Consider the following 16162-nt stretch of genomic DNA (forward strand, 5'->3'; position numbering starts at 1 on the left):
ATAAATTATTTACTCAGCTTTAAGTTTTAACTTACTTTGCTTGTTCAACTTACTTTCAATCTAATACGCAGATAGTTGCTAAAGGAAATGACATGACTAAACCTTGGATGAAAAATTATCCAGAAAACGTAGCGCACGAAGTCGATTTAACTCGCTACAGTTCTTTAATAGATTTATTTCATAAAACAACCACTAAGTATAATCAGAACGTTGCCTTTAGTAACTTTGGTGCTGAGCTTACCTACAAGCAAGTCGACGAACTATCACGTGATTTTGCTGCTTATTTACAACAAAAACTGGGTATTGCTAAAGGTGAGCGTGTCGCCCTAATGTGCCCAAATACCTTATGTTTTCCAATTGCTATGTGGGGCATATTACGCGTCGGTGCGGTACAAGTTAATGTTAACCCTTTGTACACCGCTAGAGAATTAACCCACCAACTTAACGATGCTCAAGTTGAGACTATTATTATATTTTCTCAATCAGGTAAAATGCTAGCTGACGTGCTTGATAAAACCCCTATTAAAAACATTATAACCGTAGATTTAGACGACTTAGTGGGTAAAGGCTTGCCTTGTCCACCTATCGACCCACGCTTAACAAATATCACGAAGTTCACTGACGCTTTAACACAAGGTGAACAACTTGAATTAACAGAGCCAGTCCTAAACCATAATGACCTATTGTTCCTACAATACACAGGCGGCACAACAGGTTTATCAAAAGGCGCAATGCTGAGCCATGGCAACTTAATTGCCAATATTTTGCAATACCAAGAGTTTACTAAAAATCATATCGACTATGGTAATGACATTGTTATCACAGCAATTCCGATGTATCACATCTTCGCATTGATGGCGAACACGCTAGCATACTTCTGTTTTGGCGCTAAGAATGTTTTAGTGACTAACCCTCGCGATATGGAAAGCTTTGTTGAAGTTTGGAAAAACACGCGCGCAACAACATTCACAGGGGTAAATACCTTATTTAACGGTTTATTACATACCCCAGGATTTGATCAAGTTGACTTTTCAGCGCTGAAAGTATGCGTAGGTGGTGGTGCAGCAGTGCAACAAGCTGTAGCAGATAAATGGCAAAAAGTTACTGGTGCTAGATTATACGAAGGCTATGGTTTATCTGAAACATCACCGGTCTTAACCTTAAACTTTGGTAATAGTGATCAAAGCGAATATATTTCAGGTATTGGTGTTCCTCTTCCCGGTACTGATATTTCAATCCGAGATGACTACGGCAATATAGTCGCCGATGGCGAGTCTGGTGAATTGTGTGCAAAAGGTCCACAAGTAATGCAAGGTTACTGGAATAATGCTTCAGCAACTGATGAATGTATGACATCTGATGGCTATTTTAAAACTGGCGATGTGGCTTTACTAGACGATGGCGGTTTCTTCCATATTGTAGATCGTAAAAAAGACATGATTAATGTTTCTGGTTTTAATGTTTATCCTAATGAAATTGAAGCAGAAGTTGCCAAAATGCCTGGGGTATTGGAGTCGGCTTGTATAGGTGTACCTGACGATAGAACAGGCGAAGCTGTTAAGCTTTTTGTGGTGAAGGCTGAACAAAGTATTACTGAGCAAGATATTATCGATTATTGTCGTACTGGGCTTACCGCTTATAAAATACCAAAACATGTAATATTTATTGATGAAATACCCAAGTCTACTGTCGGAAAATTATTACGAAGAGAATTAAGATAAAGTGTATTTATATTAAAAACTTACCTGTAGTACTTGTTTTTTACGGGATGAATTTTTTTCACCTGTTAAATGAATTTATCTCGTTTGCCGCTGGAAATAAATAACTCTAAGATGAACTTGTTTTTGGATCTTCCCCGATTCGACACAACGTTTTTACATAGTTAATTTGTTTCATTTCAAGGACATCTTTTGATGTCCTTTTTTTTATGCTTTTTTTGACGTTAACTTTAGGTGTTAACTGCTTCGAGTAAATTTCATCGAATACCTCCCATATACATATAAATATAAATATCTAACCCATTCAACTTTCCTGAGTAATTTAGTCAAAAAAACATGGTAAAAATAGACCGTAATTATTTGTTTTAGCTAGATTAATATAATTCACCTGTAAGATGAAATTATCTCGTTTGTCGACAGTAAAAAATGCCTCTAAGATGAACTTGTTTTTGAGTCTCCCCCGATTCTACAAAACGTACTTTACATAGTTAATTTGTTTCATTTTAAGGACATCTTATGATGTCCTTTTTTTTATCCTTTGATTAACGACAATATTTTGGTGCAGGTACACTATTATGGTGCACGCAAAAGCCTCATTTAGATTCACAATAAAAATAAACTTTTTATATACAACAACTTAAAAGTCGGCTTGAGTTTTGCATTTAAGCGTTGTCTTAATTAAAAAATGTAAACTATGTCTATCCAAACTCCTATACGGGGTCTTCGCTCATTTTGCGTAGCCTCAAAATGTTTAAGCTTTAAACATGCAGCATCACAATTATTTTTAACACCTTCAGCCGTTAGCCATCAAATAAAGCAGCTTGAAACACAATTGGGTATCGTTTTGTTCAATCGAGGTACCCGAACTATCGAGCTTACCAGTGCAGGAAAACAATTTTATCAATCGATTCAGCCGATCATTACTCAATTAGAATCGACTATAACCGAATTCACCCAAAAGCAACAAAATCAAACTATTGTCATTAGTTTGCCTGAATTTTTTGCGAGTGAGTTATTTATTCCTCGCCTTTCACAATGGTCTGAAAGCAACCCCACCATTAATTTACAACTTGAAACGGTCAAGTCAGGAAGTGAACCATCACAGTCTGCAGATTTATCAATCGTACTTGCTAATGGCAAACCCAACGCAAAAGTAGTACAAGAGCTATTTCCTATTCGGTATGCTCCTGCATGTAATAAAAGATTGTATAAGAAATTAAAGAACACCGGCTTTGCCGCCTTAAAAACCACACCATTAATTTTACATAGATCTCGCCCTTGGTCTTGGCATCAATGGGCTGATAAAAATAACATTGATGATTTCGATCCTAAGCAGATCATTCAGTTTGATAGTATGTTTGGTGTCGCAAGAGCTGCACAACAAGGAATGGGCATAGCACTGGTGCCTTTGCCAATGAGTAAAGCCTGGTTCAGCGAGGAACTATTAGTAAAATTATTTGACGAAGAATTAAATACCAATGATAAATATTACCTTATTCAGCATGAAAATATGGACAACCATACAGAGCTAACTTTATTTGCCAAATGGGTAAAGGAAAATTTTTCAATTTAACATTTACACCAAACACTCAAGTGTTGAACGCCACAAATAATGATAGGCGTGTCAGGGAGCAAGGAATTTAACATCTTGGTTACTATTCATGACGCGTCTACTATTTAATAATATTTTTTGCCACAATAACGGTCATAGATACTTTAAAGTAAGGTGGCTGATCCTCCGGCAAAGCAGTCATTAGGGTAAATGTATTTAAAGACAACAACTGCCACTTTGAAGACGTTAGCTTTTGCTAGTTTTTACTGAAAAATTCGGTATCTTTTGATCTACAGCGGACATAGTTGAACAGTCAATCGTGTGGATTTTTGCCTTTTGTAATTTTTTAACTTTTTAACAGCATGGCTGCTTATCTCTTATGTTGATAGGCACAAGTTACTGTTGAGTGAGTGGTTTGAGCAACCGATTAGATTGTTGGATTGTGAATTACAGGCAATAAAAAAGCACCAATGAATGGTGCTTTATGGTATTCAAAATAACTAAATACTATTTCTTAAATCTTCTTGATGCTAAACCCATAATACCTAATGCGAAGATGGCAAGGGTTGAAGGCTCTGGGACTTGTACTGAATTGTCAAATAATGCGAATGGAGTATCACCAGAAATAAAACTAGAGTTTTGGTAAAATCCATTTCCAGATGAGACATTTGGTATTCTAAAGTCCATACCAAGACCATAAAAACTCAACTCATAATTACCAGCAGATAAATCAAGCGATGGAATGTCAAAGTTAATATCATAGAAAGGCCCGGAAGGGTGCGATGAAATACTATTTAATGACGCTGAATAATCGCCACTGTTCAATGTCTGAGTGTATAATTGTGCTCCAACACCAGATCCTGCTAAAAAGTTAAAAATAGTGAAGCTAAAACTTCCGTCAAAATTTCCAGAAGTTAGTCCCATCTGGAAGAATACATCTGTTATTGTACTGTCAGAGGCTAGAGTGAAGTCATCATAAATCTGAAATGATCGAACATTACTTGTATAATAACCAGTATCAGCATTGTTTACACCGACACCATTATCATAAATCAAGCCCGCATTAGCAAAACCACTAACACTTAAAACCAAACCAGCAACTGCTGCTTTTAACATTTTTATATTCATATTTATTTCCCTTGTAATACATTCCTTGAAATAGAATGGTATTGTTTTTGTTGTTTCTAACTGTATATAGCACAAATTATACCAAATCATAAAAACCTTTTTTTTTCAGTGTGATAGCTGTTTTTTAGGGTTTATGTAATTCAAATATGTAAAATTATCTGACAATTTTAGAATCATAAGCTATCGGGTTGTTTATATTATTTTAACAAGTAGCAATTACTACCTCGCTCTCAAACAATCTTGTATAATCCGTACACTAAAAAACACCTGTAACACCATTGATTCTCAGAGACGCATATGACCGTAGAACAATTCGACCCCAGCACCAGCAATTCAGCCGCAAGCCAAACAACGACTTTAGACATTCCATCTAAAATGATTTAAGAGCAACATCAAGAAGTTGTTACCTCAGCTAATGCAAGCCATGAGTCATATCGCGCTGCAAAGATAGGCTTCGTCAGTCTCGGCTGACCAAAGAATTTAGTAGATTAAGAACGTTTGTTTATTTATGGCAATGACCACTAGGGCTTAATTAGCCAAATCTCCCTCAATTATTCATTACCATTAAGGTCAGCTATACAACATTAAGCTGACTGTAAATAATCCTGATATTTGAAATAGTTAATGTCGCCTCTGCGCACAAAGTGATCTTTAAATCTAGTAATTCCAACGACAGTACTAGGCTCGAAGCTGACATTATTTTCTTTCAATTTGTGACGTTATTTGTAATTTTTTCACGGCTTTTCAATCTTATAACTATAATTTTTTCCCCAAATCCAGCTACAACATCGAAAATAATTAATACCTCTCATCATTTGTGAAGGTTTATATTAGGTTTTTATAAAACCTTATTCGCTCACCCATAACCTGTGAACTAACCCTTCATTGTCTAAATTAATAGCTGCTTTTTCCATCGAAATAACGGGTTAAACTTGCACCTTTAAACTATTGAAGTACAAGTGAATTTTATTCACTTGATGGGTGTATTCTAATCGTTTGTCAGTAAGGGAACAGATCTTTATATTTATGCTGTATCAACTTGATACGCAACTAATATAGAGAAAGCATTATGAAAAAGACTATTTTAACAAACACACTATTAGCCACTTTATTATTAAGTACTAGCCATGCAACTTTAGCCAGCGACTCGATATTTCAAGTTGCGGTTGTTAAAGGTGCTACCGGCACTACTGACTTAACTGAAGGTAAAGTAGAATCTGGAATAAAGAAGTTAACCGCTAGTGAAAAAAACCAAGACTTTTATGCTAATAAAATGAATTTATGTGTAGCTTACTTGCAATCAGATTTTGCGCATAGCAATAAGTCAGAGTCAGCCTGCACTGAAGCTATTTCTAGCTTGGAGTCGGTAAAACGCCAAAGTAATAAAGTTCGTTACTTAACTGCATTAAACTATAGTAACCGTGGTGTAGCTCGATATAGAAAAAATCAATTAGAAGCGGCATTAACTGACTTTGAACTTGCCGTTAAAATTGATAACAACGAAATTACAGTAAGTAACTTACGAAAAATAAAGCGACTTTTACCACTTGAGCAAGTTGAGTCTACAACAGAGTTATCTGATTAATACTCACACTTCACATAATAGGAGTTTTACATGATTGTTAATTTAACAAACACACTCAACGAAACCATAAACTTTTTAATTGACATAAAACATATCTCAATTAGTCAGTGGGACGTTGAATAATATAAAGACATTATTCATTATGATAGCTTCTCTACGTATCAGCAGTTTAATGAATAATGTCACCCTTTCATTAACAATGCAGCTAAGTAAAAGCCACAATTGATAGCTTAGCTGACGTTGATATCGATAAAAAAACAGCTAAATATTCACATTGACAAGACAAGTAAAAAATATAAAGAGTAATTCATACCTCCGCCTAAAAAATCAAAGCTGACAAAGCATTGGGTATTCAACGTTTTTTTGTGCATAATGAACACCCTTCAGGTTTATTTTCAAGTTTCTCAAGGCTCAACAAGTCCGCTATATGATAAAAGACATTTCTAATTTACAGGTAAAATTACAAACCTTAATCGCAGGCCAACAAGGCTTTTATTCTCAGGGAAAAGTCGCTGACTACATTCCGGCCTTGGCAGAGGTAAGTGCAAAAAAAATGGGGGTTTGTGTCACCACTATTGATGGAAAAACGGCGGGAGCAGGTGACTACCAAGAACCCTTTTCGATACAAAGTATTTCCAAGGTATTTGGTTTGGTGATGGCAATGAACCGTATTGGCGATGACTTATGGCAACGCGTAAATATGGAGCCATCAGGACAGCCTTTTAATTCTATTATTCAATTAGAATGGGAAAAAGGTATTCCAAGAAACCCGGTAATAAACGCCGGCGCATTATTAGTTGCTGATGTACTAACAAGCCATTTTTCTGCAAGTAAATTAGCTTTTTTAAGTTTTATGCGAAAACTAGCACATGACGATACTGTATTTATTGACAATCATGTTTACCAATCTGAATTAGCACATGGCAATAGAAACGCAGCATTAGCTTATTTGATGAAAAGCTTTGGTAATATTCAAGCTGAAATACCTGAACTATTAAGTCATTACTTTACCCAATGTTCGGTGGCAATGAGTTGTGAACAGCTAGCAACTAGTTTACTTTTTCTAGCAAATAAAGGCGTTGATCCACTGACTAATACAGTCATTTGCACTCCAAGAGATGCACATCGTGTTAATGCTATATTATCAACTAGCGGCATGTACGATCAATCGGGTCAATTTGCTTTCTCTATTGGTTTGCCAGCTAAAAGTGGCGTCGGTGGTGGCGTTATTGCCATTGTGCCTAATTATGGCGTTATTTGTACCTGGAGCCCCCCTTTAAACTCTTTTGGTAACTCTGTTATCGGCACAAACTTAGTAGCGAGTTTGGCTGAAGAGTTGGGCTTGTCTATTTACCATTGATTTGCATGGTTGTATTTTTTGGCAATAATTCAAACACTAACTCAGCAAGATTTTGTGTATAGTACTGATAAGCCGTTGGATGATAGTTACCCGATAACTTATTCATAAAACCATGCAAGTATTCGCTTTTATCTAGAGTAACCGTTGGTTTTTCTTGCAACAGTAAAGCCATTTCCTCAACTGAAAAATGCGACTCTTTGCTAGGCAAAATTAACGTCATGGGTATTTTCGGTGTTAATTGGGTCATATGCCGAATTTGGCTACTATAAAAACAAAAAGCGGCTGAGCAATGATCAATTTTACTTTGAGAGCATAATTGCCAAACGGCGCTCCCCCCAGCACTAAACCCCACCAATATTTTAGAACCAGAAATAGCTGAAACTTGCTGTTCAAGCGCTTTTACATAACCAGCTAAGGTAACATGTTGAATAAAATACTGATATGCCGCTTGTTCACAAAGAAATTTGCTCATGCCATGTTTATAAGGCCCAATTAGGTGATATTTAACATCGAGTGAGTGATTTTCGTTTAATAGCTTTTCAATATTCGCGCTAACCTGTCGACATAAATGGTTAAACTCATCGGTAACGCCAAAAATATCGGCGACAAAAATTATATTCAACACTCTCTCCAATAAGCTCCGGCATTAATTTAGCTAAATATTTACATGTTATTTTGCAATTTGAAAGCTCAAATGGGCTCAGCACTAGAAATAGCAGACGCTACCCGTTAGAATCTAACGCATAGAAATTTTAATCATCAGCTACGAGACGAATTCAGATGGGCAGAGCATACCAAAACCGTAAATTATCAATGGCTAAAACTGCGGGCCAAAAAACTAAAGTTTATTCAAAATACGGCAAAGAAATCTACGTATTAGCGAAAAATGGTGGTGTAGACCCCGATGGTAACCTTTCTTTACGTCGCACTATTGAAAAAGCGAAAAAAGATCAAGTTCCTACTCATGTTATTGAAAAAGCATTAGAAAAAGCTACAGGTGTTGGCGGCGAAGATTATGTTGAATCACGCTACGAGGGCTTTGGCCCGGGCAATTGTATGGTAATTATTGATTGTTTAACCGATAACGGTAACCGAACTATTAAAGATGTTCGTCAATGTTTTACCAAAACTTATTCGAAAATTGGTTCATCAGGCACAGTTTCTCACATGTTTGACCATCAAGCTGTTTTCGCTTTTAAAGGTGAAGATGACGAAGTTATTTTAGAAAACTTAATGATGGCAGATATCGACGTTACAGATGTCGAGCTTGAAGACGGCATTATTACTGTTTATGCACCGCATACTGAGTTTTTTAAACTGAAAACTGAGTTTGCAGAAAACATGGCTGATGTTGAACTTGAAGTAGAAGAAATTACCTGGGTACCTCAAACTTATACTGAAATTTCTGGTGAAGATGACTTAGCTAATTTCGAAAAATTCATCAATATGCTTGAAGATTGTGACGATGTACAAAATATTTATCACAATGCTGAGCTTCCAGAAGAATAAGCACAAGATAAATAACTAAAATAAAGGCATCAACATGATGCCTTTTTTATATTCAAAATAAATGGTATTACAGCACGCTATTAAAGTTCTGTTTATTTCACATTAATTAAAAAGGCTAGTTATGATTGATTTTCGTTCTGACACGGTAACAAGACCCAGCAAAACAATGCGTAATGCGATGGCAAACGCAGAAGTAGGTGACGATGTTTACGGAGATGATCCTACCGTTAATGAACTTGAATCTTGGGCGGCTAAGCGCCACGGCTTTGCCAGTGCCATGTTTTGCAGTTCAGGCACACAAGCAAATTTATTAGCCTTGATGGCACATTGTCAACGTGGTGATGAATATCTTTGTGGCCAACAGGCACATAACTATATGTTTGAAGGTGGTGGTGCGGCGGTTTTAGGCTCAATTCAGCCACAGCCAATCGCTAATGAAAAAGACGGTACGCTATGTTTTAAAAAACTGGCGGTAGCAATAAAACCTGATGATTCTCATTTTGCTCGCACCACATTACTGAGCATTGAAAATACCATTAATGGCAAAGTGCTACCTTTAGAATATATGGCCAAAGCACGCACATTTACGCAACAAAATAACTTAGCATTACATTTAGACGGTGCCCGCGTTTATAATGCTGCCACGGCATTAAATGTTGATATTACTGAAATTTGCCAACATGTAGATTCAATGTCGATATGCTTGTCAAAAGGCCTTGGTGCACCAATAGGGTCAATATTATTAGGTTCTGAGGCGTTAATAAAAAGTGCTAAACGCTGGCGGAAAGTACTTGGTGGAGGCATGCGCCAAGCCGGTATTATCGCCGCAGCTGCCAAAATAGCACTACAACAAAACCCACAAAAATTACAACAAGATCATGATAATGCAAAATATTTGGCTAACGCTTTAAATCAACTGCCTAATGTCTCAGTTAATCTAGAGCACGTTGAAACTAATATGGTTTTTGCAACCTTTGCTCAAGAAGTCGATATAACAGGCCTAGTGGCACAGCTTAAAATGGATGGTATATTACTAACCACTGGCAACCCAATGCGACTCGTGACACATCTAGATATTGATAAAGTAGATATAGATAATTTTATTGAGCACTTGATGAGCGCTTTAGCATAGGTTTTCAGCTCAAAAAAGTTAATTTATTACAATTTGAGTGATAGAGTTTATATTAAGAAATGTCGGTGAAACTTCTGTTCAAGATTTTAGTGTTAGCTTTAATTTTTACAATTCCACCGATATAACCTTATTTTGTCAGTTTCTCAATCATGGTATTTACGGCTGTTAAATGCTCAGGGTTGTTATGACACATACCCTGAAATACAGCGCAAATATCAAGAAAATCAGGTAATTCAGTGCGTTGTGCCAATTTCATTAAACGCTTTGTTAACCTTAATGAAGCGACAGGCTTAGCGGCCATTTCATTGGCAAGTTGGTTCACTTTTTCGATGAGATCTTCCGGTTCGACAACCTCTAAAACAACACCTATTTCTTTAGCTTCTTGTGCATCAATAACACGTCCAGTAAAAGTTAGCTCTGCTGCTTTTTGATATCCAATTAAGCGTTGCATAAACCATGCCCCACCATCACCTGGGATAATACCTAAATTAACAAAAGTTTCACCAAACTTGGCTTTGGTTGAGGCAATTCTAATATCGCACATATTGGCAATATCGAAGCCTGCGCCAATTGCAGGGCCGTTTACAGCCGCAATCACCGGAACTTCCAGTTTATGTAGTGCTAAAGGTATACGTTGAATACCTTCTCGATAACGTCTTTCTAGTGCTTGTACATCACCAGAAAAATCGCCAGCGCGCTCAGCCATATCTTTTATATTGCCGCCCGAAGAAAAAGCAGAGCCAGTACCTGTGATGATCAGCACTGCTATGTCAGGGGTTTTATTAATCCATTCAACCGTGTTAACAATATCATCTGCTATTGCGGTGCCCGTTAATGCATTACGCACATCGTGACGATTAAAGGTCAAAGTAACTACGTTATTACTGAGCGTTAGTTTACAGTCGACCAACTTAGGATGTGTATTCATTTTTACCTCATGATGCAGTTTTATAAATGATTGCAGTACTATAATTTTTCAGACACTTTGACTTGTTGCCAAAACGCTTCGAGTTCATCTAGCGTGTGTTGCTCTATACTTTTATCGGCATTATTCACTTGTGCTTCAACACCATGAAAGCGTTTAGTAAATTTATTATTCGCTTGGCGCAATAACGCTTCTGGATCTTGTTTAGCATGACGACATAAATTAACCACGGCAAACATTAAGTCACCTAACTCTTCAGCTAAAGCGTTGTCATCACGATGCAATTCAGCTTTAACCTCTAAAACTTCTTCTTCTACTTTAGCAAAAACATCATCAATATTGTCCCAATCAAAACCGACATGCGAACAGCGTTTTTGAATTTTTGCCGCTTGTGATAACGCCGGTAAATTACGTGGAATATCAGCCAATATACTTAAATTAGTGTCTTTGTTTTTTTGCTGACGCTCTTTGGTTTTCTCATTTTCCCAATTGGCTTTAACTTCGACATCTGATTGAAAGTCACTGTTGGCAAAAACATGTGGATGACGGCGAATTAACTTTTCACAAATAGCACTGACTACGCTGTCAAAATCAAAACGTTTTTCTTCCGCGCCAAGTTGGCTATAAAACACCACTTGAAACAGTAAGTCACCCAGCTCTTTTTCCAACTCAGTAAATTCTTCTTGTTCAATGGCGTCAGCTACTTCATATGCTTCTTCAAGCGTATGAGGAATAATAGAGGCAAAAGTTTGCTTTAAGTCCCAAGGACAACCCGTTTCAGGATTACGCAATTCAGACATGATCCAGCGCAGTTTTTCTATTGAGGGTTTATCGTTCAACATTATTTAATATCCTGATTATTTACCTTAAAGGTATGTACGTATTACTTTTTGTAATTAGCGTAGCATCCAACTTCATCATAATAAGCAACTATATTACATTCATTAGCGTTTACATATTGGCAATTCGTGATTGTTCATTTTTTGTACTAAGCTTGTAGGGTGATTCAAACATGCAGTAGAAACATAAACTTTACAAAAGGAATATAAAGATGAATAAAGCTATCATTGTTAGTTTAGCTTTTGTGTTAACTGTATTGCCGTTTATAGCTGATGCAGAAGAACGAAAACCTAAAAAGTTAGCAAACGTTGAATATCTATCTATCACTTATACCGATTTCAAATCCGGAAAAGCCGATAGAGCGATGGAAATTATCAAAGAGCATTATTTTCCAGCATCTAAAACAGCTGGAACTCCAGTACCTTATATTGTCAGGCTGCAAAGTGGCGAATGGGATATGATTACAGCATGGACGTTAGAAGAGGGTTATTCATCCATGGAGTGGGAAATATCTGCTGATGGGATCAAGTGGATGCAAGCTTTTAACAAACAAGAAGGTAAAGAAAAATCAAAAGAAATTAGAGATGAATTTAATAGTTTAATCCAAAGGAGCAATCACGTAATAGGATATCATCCTATTGATATTAAATAATTAATTTACTGTAAGTTCATGCCCATCTTTACTTTACATAAAGTTAGATGGGCGATATTAAGGCGTTCATTTATTTCATAGTTTGATAGTTTAATAACTGACTATAAGCGTTTAACTTCAGTAACATCATCTAACTGATTCAATTTCGCTAATAATCGCATTAACGCTTCATTATTGGCCACTTCTACTTTGATTGTCATGCTCATACTTTGCTTGGCGTTATCAGTGTTACTTTCAATACCAATAATACTGACTCTTTCATTAGAAATAATCGTCGATATATCTCTCAGTAAGCCCTGGCGATCACCGCCAATAATATTAATGCTAACTTGATAATTTTTATTGCTGCCTCCGCCCCACTGCACTTCAACTTCACGCTCAGGTTGTTGGTTAAGCGAGTTGGCAAGTTGATCACAATCAACCCGATGCACTGAGATACCTCGACCTTGGGTGATAAAGCCTAAAATTTCATCGCCTGGTACTGGCTGGCAACATTTAGCCATATGGGTCAACAAGTTACCAACACCTGACACGGTAATACCGTTGCTATCGCCGGCTTGTGTATCTGTTTGTTGCGGTTGACGAATTAAGCTTTGTGGATCAATTTCCACTTCAGGCTTTGACTTTTCATCTTGCTGTTGTAAGCAATGAACCACTTGCAACAGGCGAGTATTTCCGGATCCTATCGCGGCAAAAAGGTCATCGTTAGTGGTTAAATTAAAGCGCTCTGTCGCTACTGACAAATCAACTTTGGCTAATGACAAGTGTAATTTACCTAGTGCTGTTTCTAGCATTTCTTTACCCGCAGCGAGGTTTTTATCTCGGTCGAGTAAACGAAAAAAATGTTGAACTTTAGCGCGGGCTCTAGAAGTATGAAGATACTTTAAGCTCGGGTTTAACCAATCACGACTAGGATTTAAAGACTTACTACGAAGTATTTCAACTTTATCACCGGTACGTAAGGTGTGAGTAAAGGGCACTATGCGACCAAATACCTTTGCACCAATGCAGCTATGACCAACATTAGAATGAATATAGTAAGCAAAATCTAATGGTGTTGAGCCACTCGGTAAATCGACTACGTCACCACTGGGAGTAAAAACATATATACGGTCTTCGAACACTTGGCTACGTAATTCATCGAGTAACTCGCCACTTTCTGAGACATCTTCTTGCCACTGTAAAATTTTTCTTAACCAACTCACTTTTTCGTCAAAGCCTGAAGTTTTGCCGCTAGCATTACCTTCTTTGTAACGCCAATGTGCAGCAACACCTAACTCGGCATCATCATGCATTTGTTGGGTTCTAATTTGTATTTCTATCGCTTTGCCTTCAGGGCCAATTACTACGGTATGAATCGACTGGTAACCATTGCTTTTCGGCGTAGCTACATAGTCATCAAACTCTTTCGATAAGTGATTCCAGCTAGTATGCACTAAACCTAATGCGCCATAGCAACCCTGTAGTTCATCAACAATAATGCGCACCGCTCTCACATCAAATAGCTGTTCAAAATCCAACGACTTTTGTTGCATTTTTTTCCAGATACTATAAATGTGTTTAGGTCGTCCATAAACACAACCTTTAATACCCGAAGATTTAAGCTGCTCAGATATATTATCAACAAAGTCAGTCATGTACTGTTCTCTGTCGAGCCTCTTCTCATCTAGCTGCTTAGCTATTGTTTTATAGACTGTAGGGTGTAAATAGCGAAACGAGAGATCTTCTAATTCCCACTTTAACTGCCCAATACCCAGACGATTAGCTAAGGGTGCATAGATATTACTGGTTTCTTTCGCTGCTAGCACACGGGTTTCTTCGTCGCTATTTTTCACTAAACGTAAATGACATAAGCGTTCTGCCAATTTAATAACAACAGCACGAACATCTTCAACCATAGTCAATAACATGCGGCGCACATTATCAATTTGATTAGCGCTAACTTGGCTTGACTGTGATTGCTGTAAGGCTTTAATAGCCTCCATTTGGCTCACGCCTTTGCAAAGCAAGTATATTTTTTTAGAAAAATTTTCTTGGATGTACTCTAGACTAATACAGTTATATTCATACAAAGGACAAATAAAAGCGGCACAGAGTGAGTCTGTATCAAGGTTTAACGCCGATAGTATTTCAACCATCTCTAAAGATTTAGTTTGACAGGGAGTCGTATCATCAAATAAACCGTTGACTTTCAAATACAACTTTTCTAATGCTGCTTTCTTGTCATTATCTAATTCAAGCGCATCAAGCCATTGTTCAAAACTAGCTTTTGACATGTGATGCGACTTACGTACAGAAACCATGGAACTCCCTACCTCTGATTCAATTTTTATACTTGCGTTATAAGCTAAACATTACCATAGTTTCAACATGCTTTGTTTGTGAAAACATATCCATTAAGGCAATTTTTTCAATTTTATAACCGTGTTCAATAAGTAATTTTGCATCACGCGCTAAAGAAGCAGGGTCGCAGCTAACATACAATATCTTATCGACTTTAAAAGTAAGTAATTGTACTAACGCTTGATAGCCTCCTGCACGAGCTGGGTCGAGTAAAACCTTAGTATATTTTTGTTTTACCCATGACTGGTTTTGCCAATCGCTATTTAAATCGGCTTGGTAAAAGTGACAATTACTAAGGTTGTTTTTCAGGGCATTTTCTTGCGCCTTTTCAACCATAGATTCAACTCCCTCAATGCCAACAACGCTATTAACTTGTTGTGCTATCGGTAAACTAAAGTTACCTAAGCCACAAAACAAGTCTAGCACCACATCGCTTTCATCAAGTGCTAACCAAGCTTGAGCTTGCTCAACCATTTGTTGATTAACCAGATGGTTTACTTGAATAAAGTCATGCACAGTAAAACCAATATCTATGGTATCTGTCAAAGCGTAGTTTAAAGCTTTATTTTCGAGTAATGGCAAAACGTTTTTACCGTCATCAAAGTATACTAACCAGCCATTTTTGTGAGCAAAGCTCTCCCAGTGTTTTTTGTCTGCCATGGTAATGTTAACTAGTTGTCGAACGACCACTACCTTTTCATTGGCGGAAATAACTTCAACATGACCCACAGCATTCTTACCTGACACTTTGGTTAAAACAGCTTTGAGCTCGACAAAAATATCAGTAAAAGCTTCAACCAATACTGGGCAAGACTTAATTTCGGTTAAATGGCTACTTTCGCGCTGACGAAAACCAATAATAGGCTCTCCGCGCTTATTGTATTGCACACCTATTCTTGCTTTGCGTCGATAATGCCAAGGTTCGCTAACAATAGGAGGTTGCCAAGGTAAATGATCATTCAGTGTCTGACGTGAAAATAATTGCGTTATTTTGTCTTGTTTATAAGCGAGCTGTTGCTGATAAATCATATGTTGCAAGTTACAGCCCCCACATTGAAAGTAATGACGGCATTTAACTTCAGCGCGATCTGCACTCGCGGCAATTACATTTAATAACTTCGCTTTCGAAAACTTACTTTTTTGCTCAAAAACTTTCACTTCAACCGTTTCATTAGGTAAAGCACCTTCAATAAAAATAGGTTTTTTATCATATAAAGCAACGCCGCAACCTTGATGATCTAAATGACTTACTTTCAAAGTTATGTGTGATTTAATATTTGTTTTTTTGGGGCTTGCTTTAAAAAAATTTGCCATAGCGATCTTAGTTTGCCATTAAAGAACAGCATAAATTAGCTTTTAGCTGTCATAGTGAACGATTATCTATTTGGTATTAGTCTCAATTGTGCCATTATAGCGTT

Annotated in this window: 13 protein-coding genes; 7 read left to right on the forward strand and 6 right to left on the reverse strand. The window is 37.1% G+C overall.

Annotation, left to right across the window (positions count from 1 at the left end):
- The first annotated feature begins 92 nt into the window (after positions 1 to 92).
- On the forward strand, positions 93 to 1721 hold the full coding sequence (locus tag H4J50_RS07380; RefSeq protein ID WP_182255419.1) for an AMP-binding protein: 1629 nt from the start codon (positions 93 to 95) through the stop codon (positions 1719 to 1721).
- A gap of 697 nt (positions 1722 to 2418) precedes the next feature.
- A complete protein-coding gene (locus H4J50_RS07385; RefSeq protein ID WP_182255472.1) occupies positions 2419 to 3291 on the forward strand; it encodes a LysR family transcriptional regulator in 873 nt (290 codons plus the stop codon).
- A gap of 486 nt (positions 3292 to 3777) precedes the next feature.
- Here H4J50_RS07385 and H4J50_RS19625 read toward each other — a convergent pair whose 3' ends face one another.
- Positions 3778 to 4398, reverse strand: coding sequence for a PEP-CTERM sorting domain-containing protein (locus H4J50_RS19625; RefSeq protein ID WP_259366196.1), 621 nt, complete (start codon positions 4396 to 4398; stop codon positions 3778 to 3780).
- Between the two features lie 1069 nt (positions 4399 to 5467).
- Between H4J50_RS19625 and H4J50_RS07395 the strand changes: the two genes are divergently transcribed.
- Together H4J50_RS07395 and glsB are read left to right on the forward strand one after the other, a co-directional pair.
- Positions 5468 to 5983 carry a hypothetical protein gene (locus H4J50_RS07395; RefSeq protein WP_182255421.1) on the forward strand — a complete coding sequence of 172 codons (516 nt, stop codon included), beginning with the start codon at positions 5468 to 5470 and terminating at the stop codon, positions 5981 to 5983.
- Between the two features lie 427 nt (positions 5984 to 6410).
- Positions 6411 to 7343 (forward strand): glutaminase B, encoded by a 933-nt coding sequence (gene glsB, locus H4J50_RS07400; RefSeq protein ID WP_182255423.1) that lies wholly within the window; start codon positions 6411 to 6413, stop codon positions 7341 to 7343.
- On the opposite strand, the gene H4J50_RS07405 is transcribed toward glsB, so the two are convergent.
- Positions 7330 to 7965, reverse strand: coding sequence for a hypothetical protein (locus H4J50_RS07405; RefSeq protein ID WP_182255425.1), 636 nt, complete (start codon positions 7963 to 7965; stop codon positions 7330 to 7332). The two genes, glsB and H4J50_RS07405, sit on opposite strands and share 14 nt — an antisense overlap.
- A 158-nt stretch (positions 7966 to 8123) precedes the next feature.
- On the opposite strand from H4J50_RS07405, the gene H4J50_RS07410 reads away from it, so the two are divergent.
- Entirely contained in the window at positions 8124 to 8852 is a 729-nt protein-coding gene (locus tag H4J50_RS07410; RefSeq protein WP_108457049.1) for a YebC/PmpR family DNA-binding transcriptional regulator, read from the forward strand.
- A 121-nt stretch (positions 8853 to 8973) separates the two neighbouring features.
- On the forward strand, positions 8974 to 9984 hold the full coding sequence (gene ltaE / locus H4J50_RS07415; protein ID WP_182255427.1) for a low-specificity L-threonine aldolase: 1011 nt from the start codon (positions 8974 to 8976) through the stop codon (positions 9982 to 9984).
- Positions 9985 to 10111: 127 nt separating this feature from the next.
- Here the strand turns inward: ltaE and H4J50_RS07420 are convergent, their stop codons facing one another.
- Both H4J50_RS07420 and mazG read right to left on the reverse strand, forming a co-directional pair.
- Positions 10112 to 10912 carry an enoyl-CoA hydratase-related protein gene (locus H4J50_RS07420; protein WP_182255429.1) on the reverse strand — a complete coding sequence of 267 codons (801 nt, stop codon included), beginning with the start codon at positions 10910 to 10912 and terminating at the stop codon, positions 10112 to 10114.
- A gap of 38 nt (positions 10913 to 10950) precedes the next feature.
- Positions 10951 to 11751, reverse strand: coding sequence for a nucleoside triphosphate pyrophosphohydrolase (gene mazG / locus H4J50_RS07425; protein WP_182255431.1), 801 nt, complete (start codon positions 11749 to 11751; stop codon positions 10951 to 10953).
- A 209-nt stretch (positions 11752 to 11960) separates the two neighbouring features.
- Between mazG and H4J50_RS07430 the strand changes: the two genes are divergently transcribed.
- Entirely contained in the window at positions 11961 to 12401 is a 441-nt protein-coding gene (locus H4J50_RS07430; protein WP_182255433.1) for a hypothetical protein, read from the forward strand.
- A gap of 101 nt (positions 12402 to 12502) precedes the next feature.
- Here H4J50_RS07430 and relA read toward each other — a convergent pair whose 3' ends face one another.
- Together relA and rlmD are read right to left on the reverse strand one after the other, a co-directional pair.
- The gene (gene relA, locus H4J50_RS07435; protein WP_182255435.1) at positions 12503 to 14704 is read right to left on the reverse strand and encodes a GTP diphosphokinase; all 2202 of its coding nucleotides are present in this window, start codon (positions 14702 to 14704) and stop codon (positions 12503 to 12505) included.
- 37 nt (positions 14705 to 14741) lie between these two features.
- Entirely contained in the window at positions 14742 to 16058 is a 1317-nt protein-coding gene (rlmD, locus tag H4J50_RS07440; RefSeq protein ID WP_182255437.1) for a 23S rRNA (uracil(1939)-C(5))-methyltransferase RlmD, read from the reverse strand.
- Positions 16059 to 16162: the final 104 nt, after the last annotated feature.

It is taken from the genome of Colwellia sp. 6M3 (genome assembly GCF_014077595.1).
Lineage (GTDB): Bacteria > Pseudomonadota > Gammaproteobacteria > Enterobacterales > Alteromonadaceae > Cognaticolwellia.

Coding starts and splice junctions, on each gene's coding strand:
- H4J50_RS07380 (WP_182255419.1), top strand. CDS start 93: ATGACTAAACCTTGGATGAAAAATTATCCAGAAAACGTAGCGCACGAA.
- H4J50_RS07430 (WP_182255433.1), top strand. CDS start 11,961: ATGAATAAAGCTATCATTGTTAGTTTAGCTTTTGTGTTAACTGTATTG.
- H4J50_RS19625 (WP_259366196.1), bottom strand. CDS start 4,398: ATGAATATAAAAATGTTAAAAGCAGCAGTTGCTGGTTTGGTTTTAAGT.
- mazG (WP_182255431.1), bottom strand. CDS start 11,751: ATGTTGAACGATAAACCCTCAATAGAAAAACTGCGCTGGATCATGTCT.
- H4J50_RS07420 (WP_182255429.1), bottom strand. CDS start 10,912: ATGAATACACATCCTAAGTTGGTCGACTGTAAACTAACGCTCAGTAAT.
- H4J50_RS07395 (WP_182255421.1), top strand. CDS start 5,468: ATGAAAAAGACTATTTTAACAAACACACTATTAGCCACTTTATTATTA.
- glsB (WP_182255423.1), top strand. CDS start 6,411: ATGATAAAAGACATTTCTAATTTACAGGTAAAATTACAAACCTTAATC.
- H4J50_RS07410 (WP_108457049.1), top strand. CDS start 8,124: ATGGGCAGAGCATACCAAAACCGTAAATTATCAATGGCTAAAACTGCG.
- relA (WP_182255435.1), bottom strand. CDS start 14,704: ATGGTTTCTGTACGTAAGTCGCATCACATGTCAAAAGCTAGTTTTGAA.
- rlmD (WP_182255437.1), bottom strand. CDS start 16,058: ATGGCAAATTTTTTTAAAGCAAGCCCCAAAAAAACAAATATTAAATCA.
- ltaE (WP_182255427.1), top strand. CDS start 8,974: ATGATTGATTTTCGTTCTGACACGGTAACAAGACCCAGCAAAACAATG.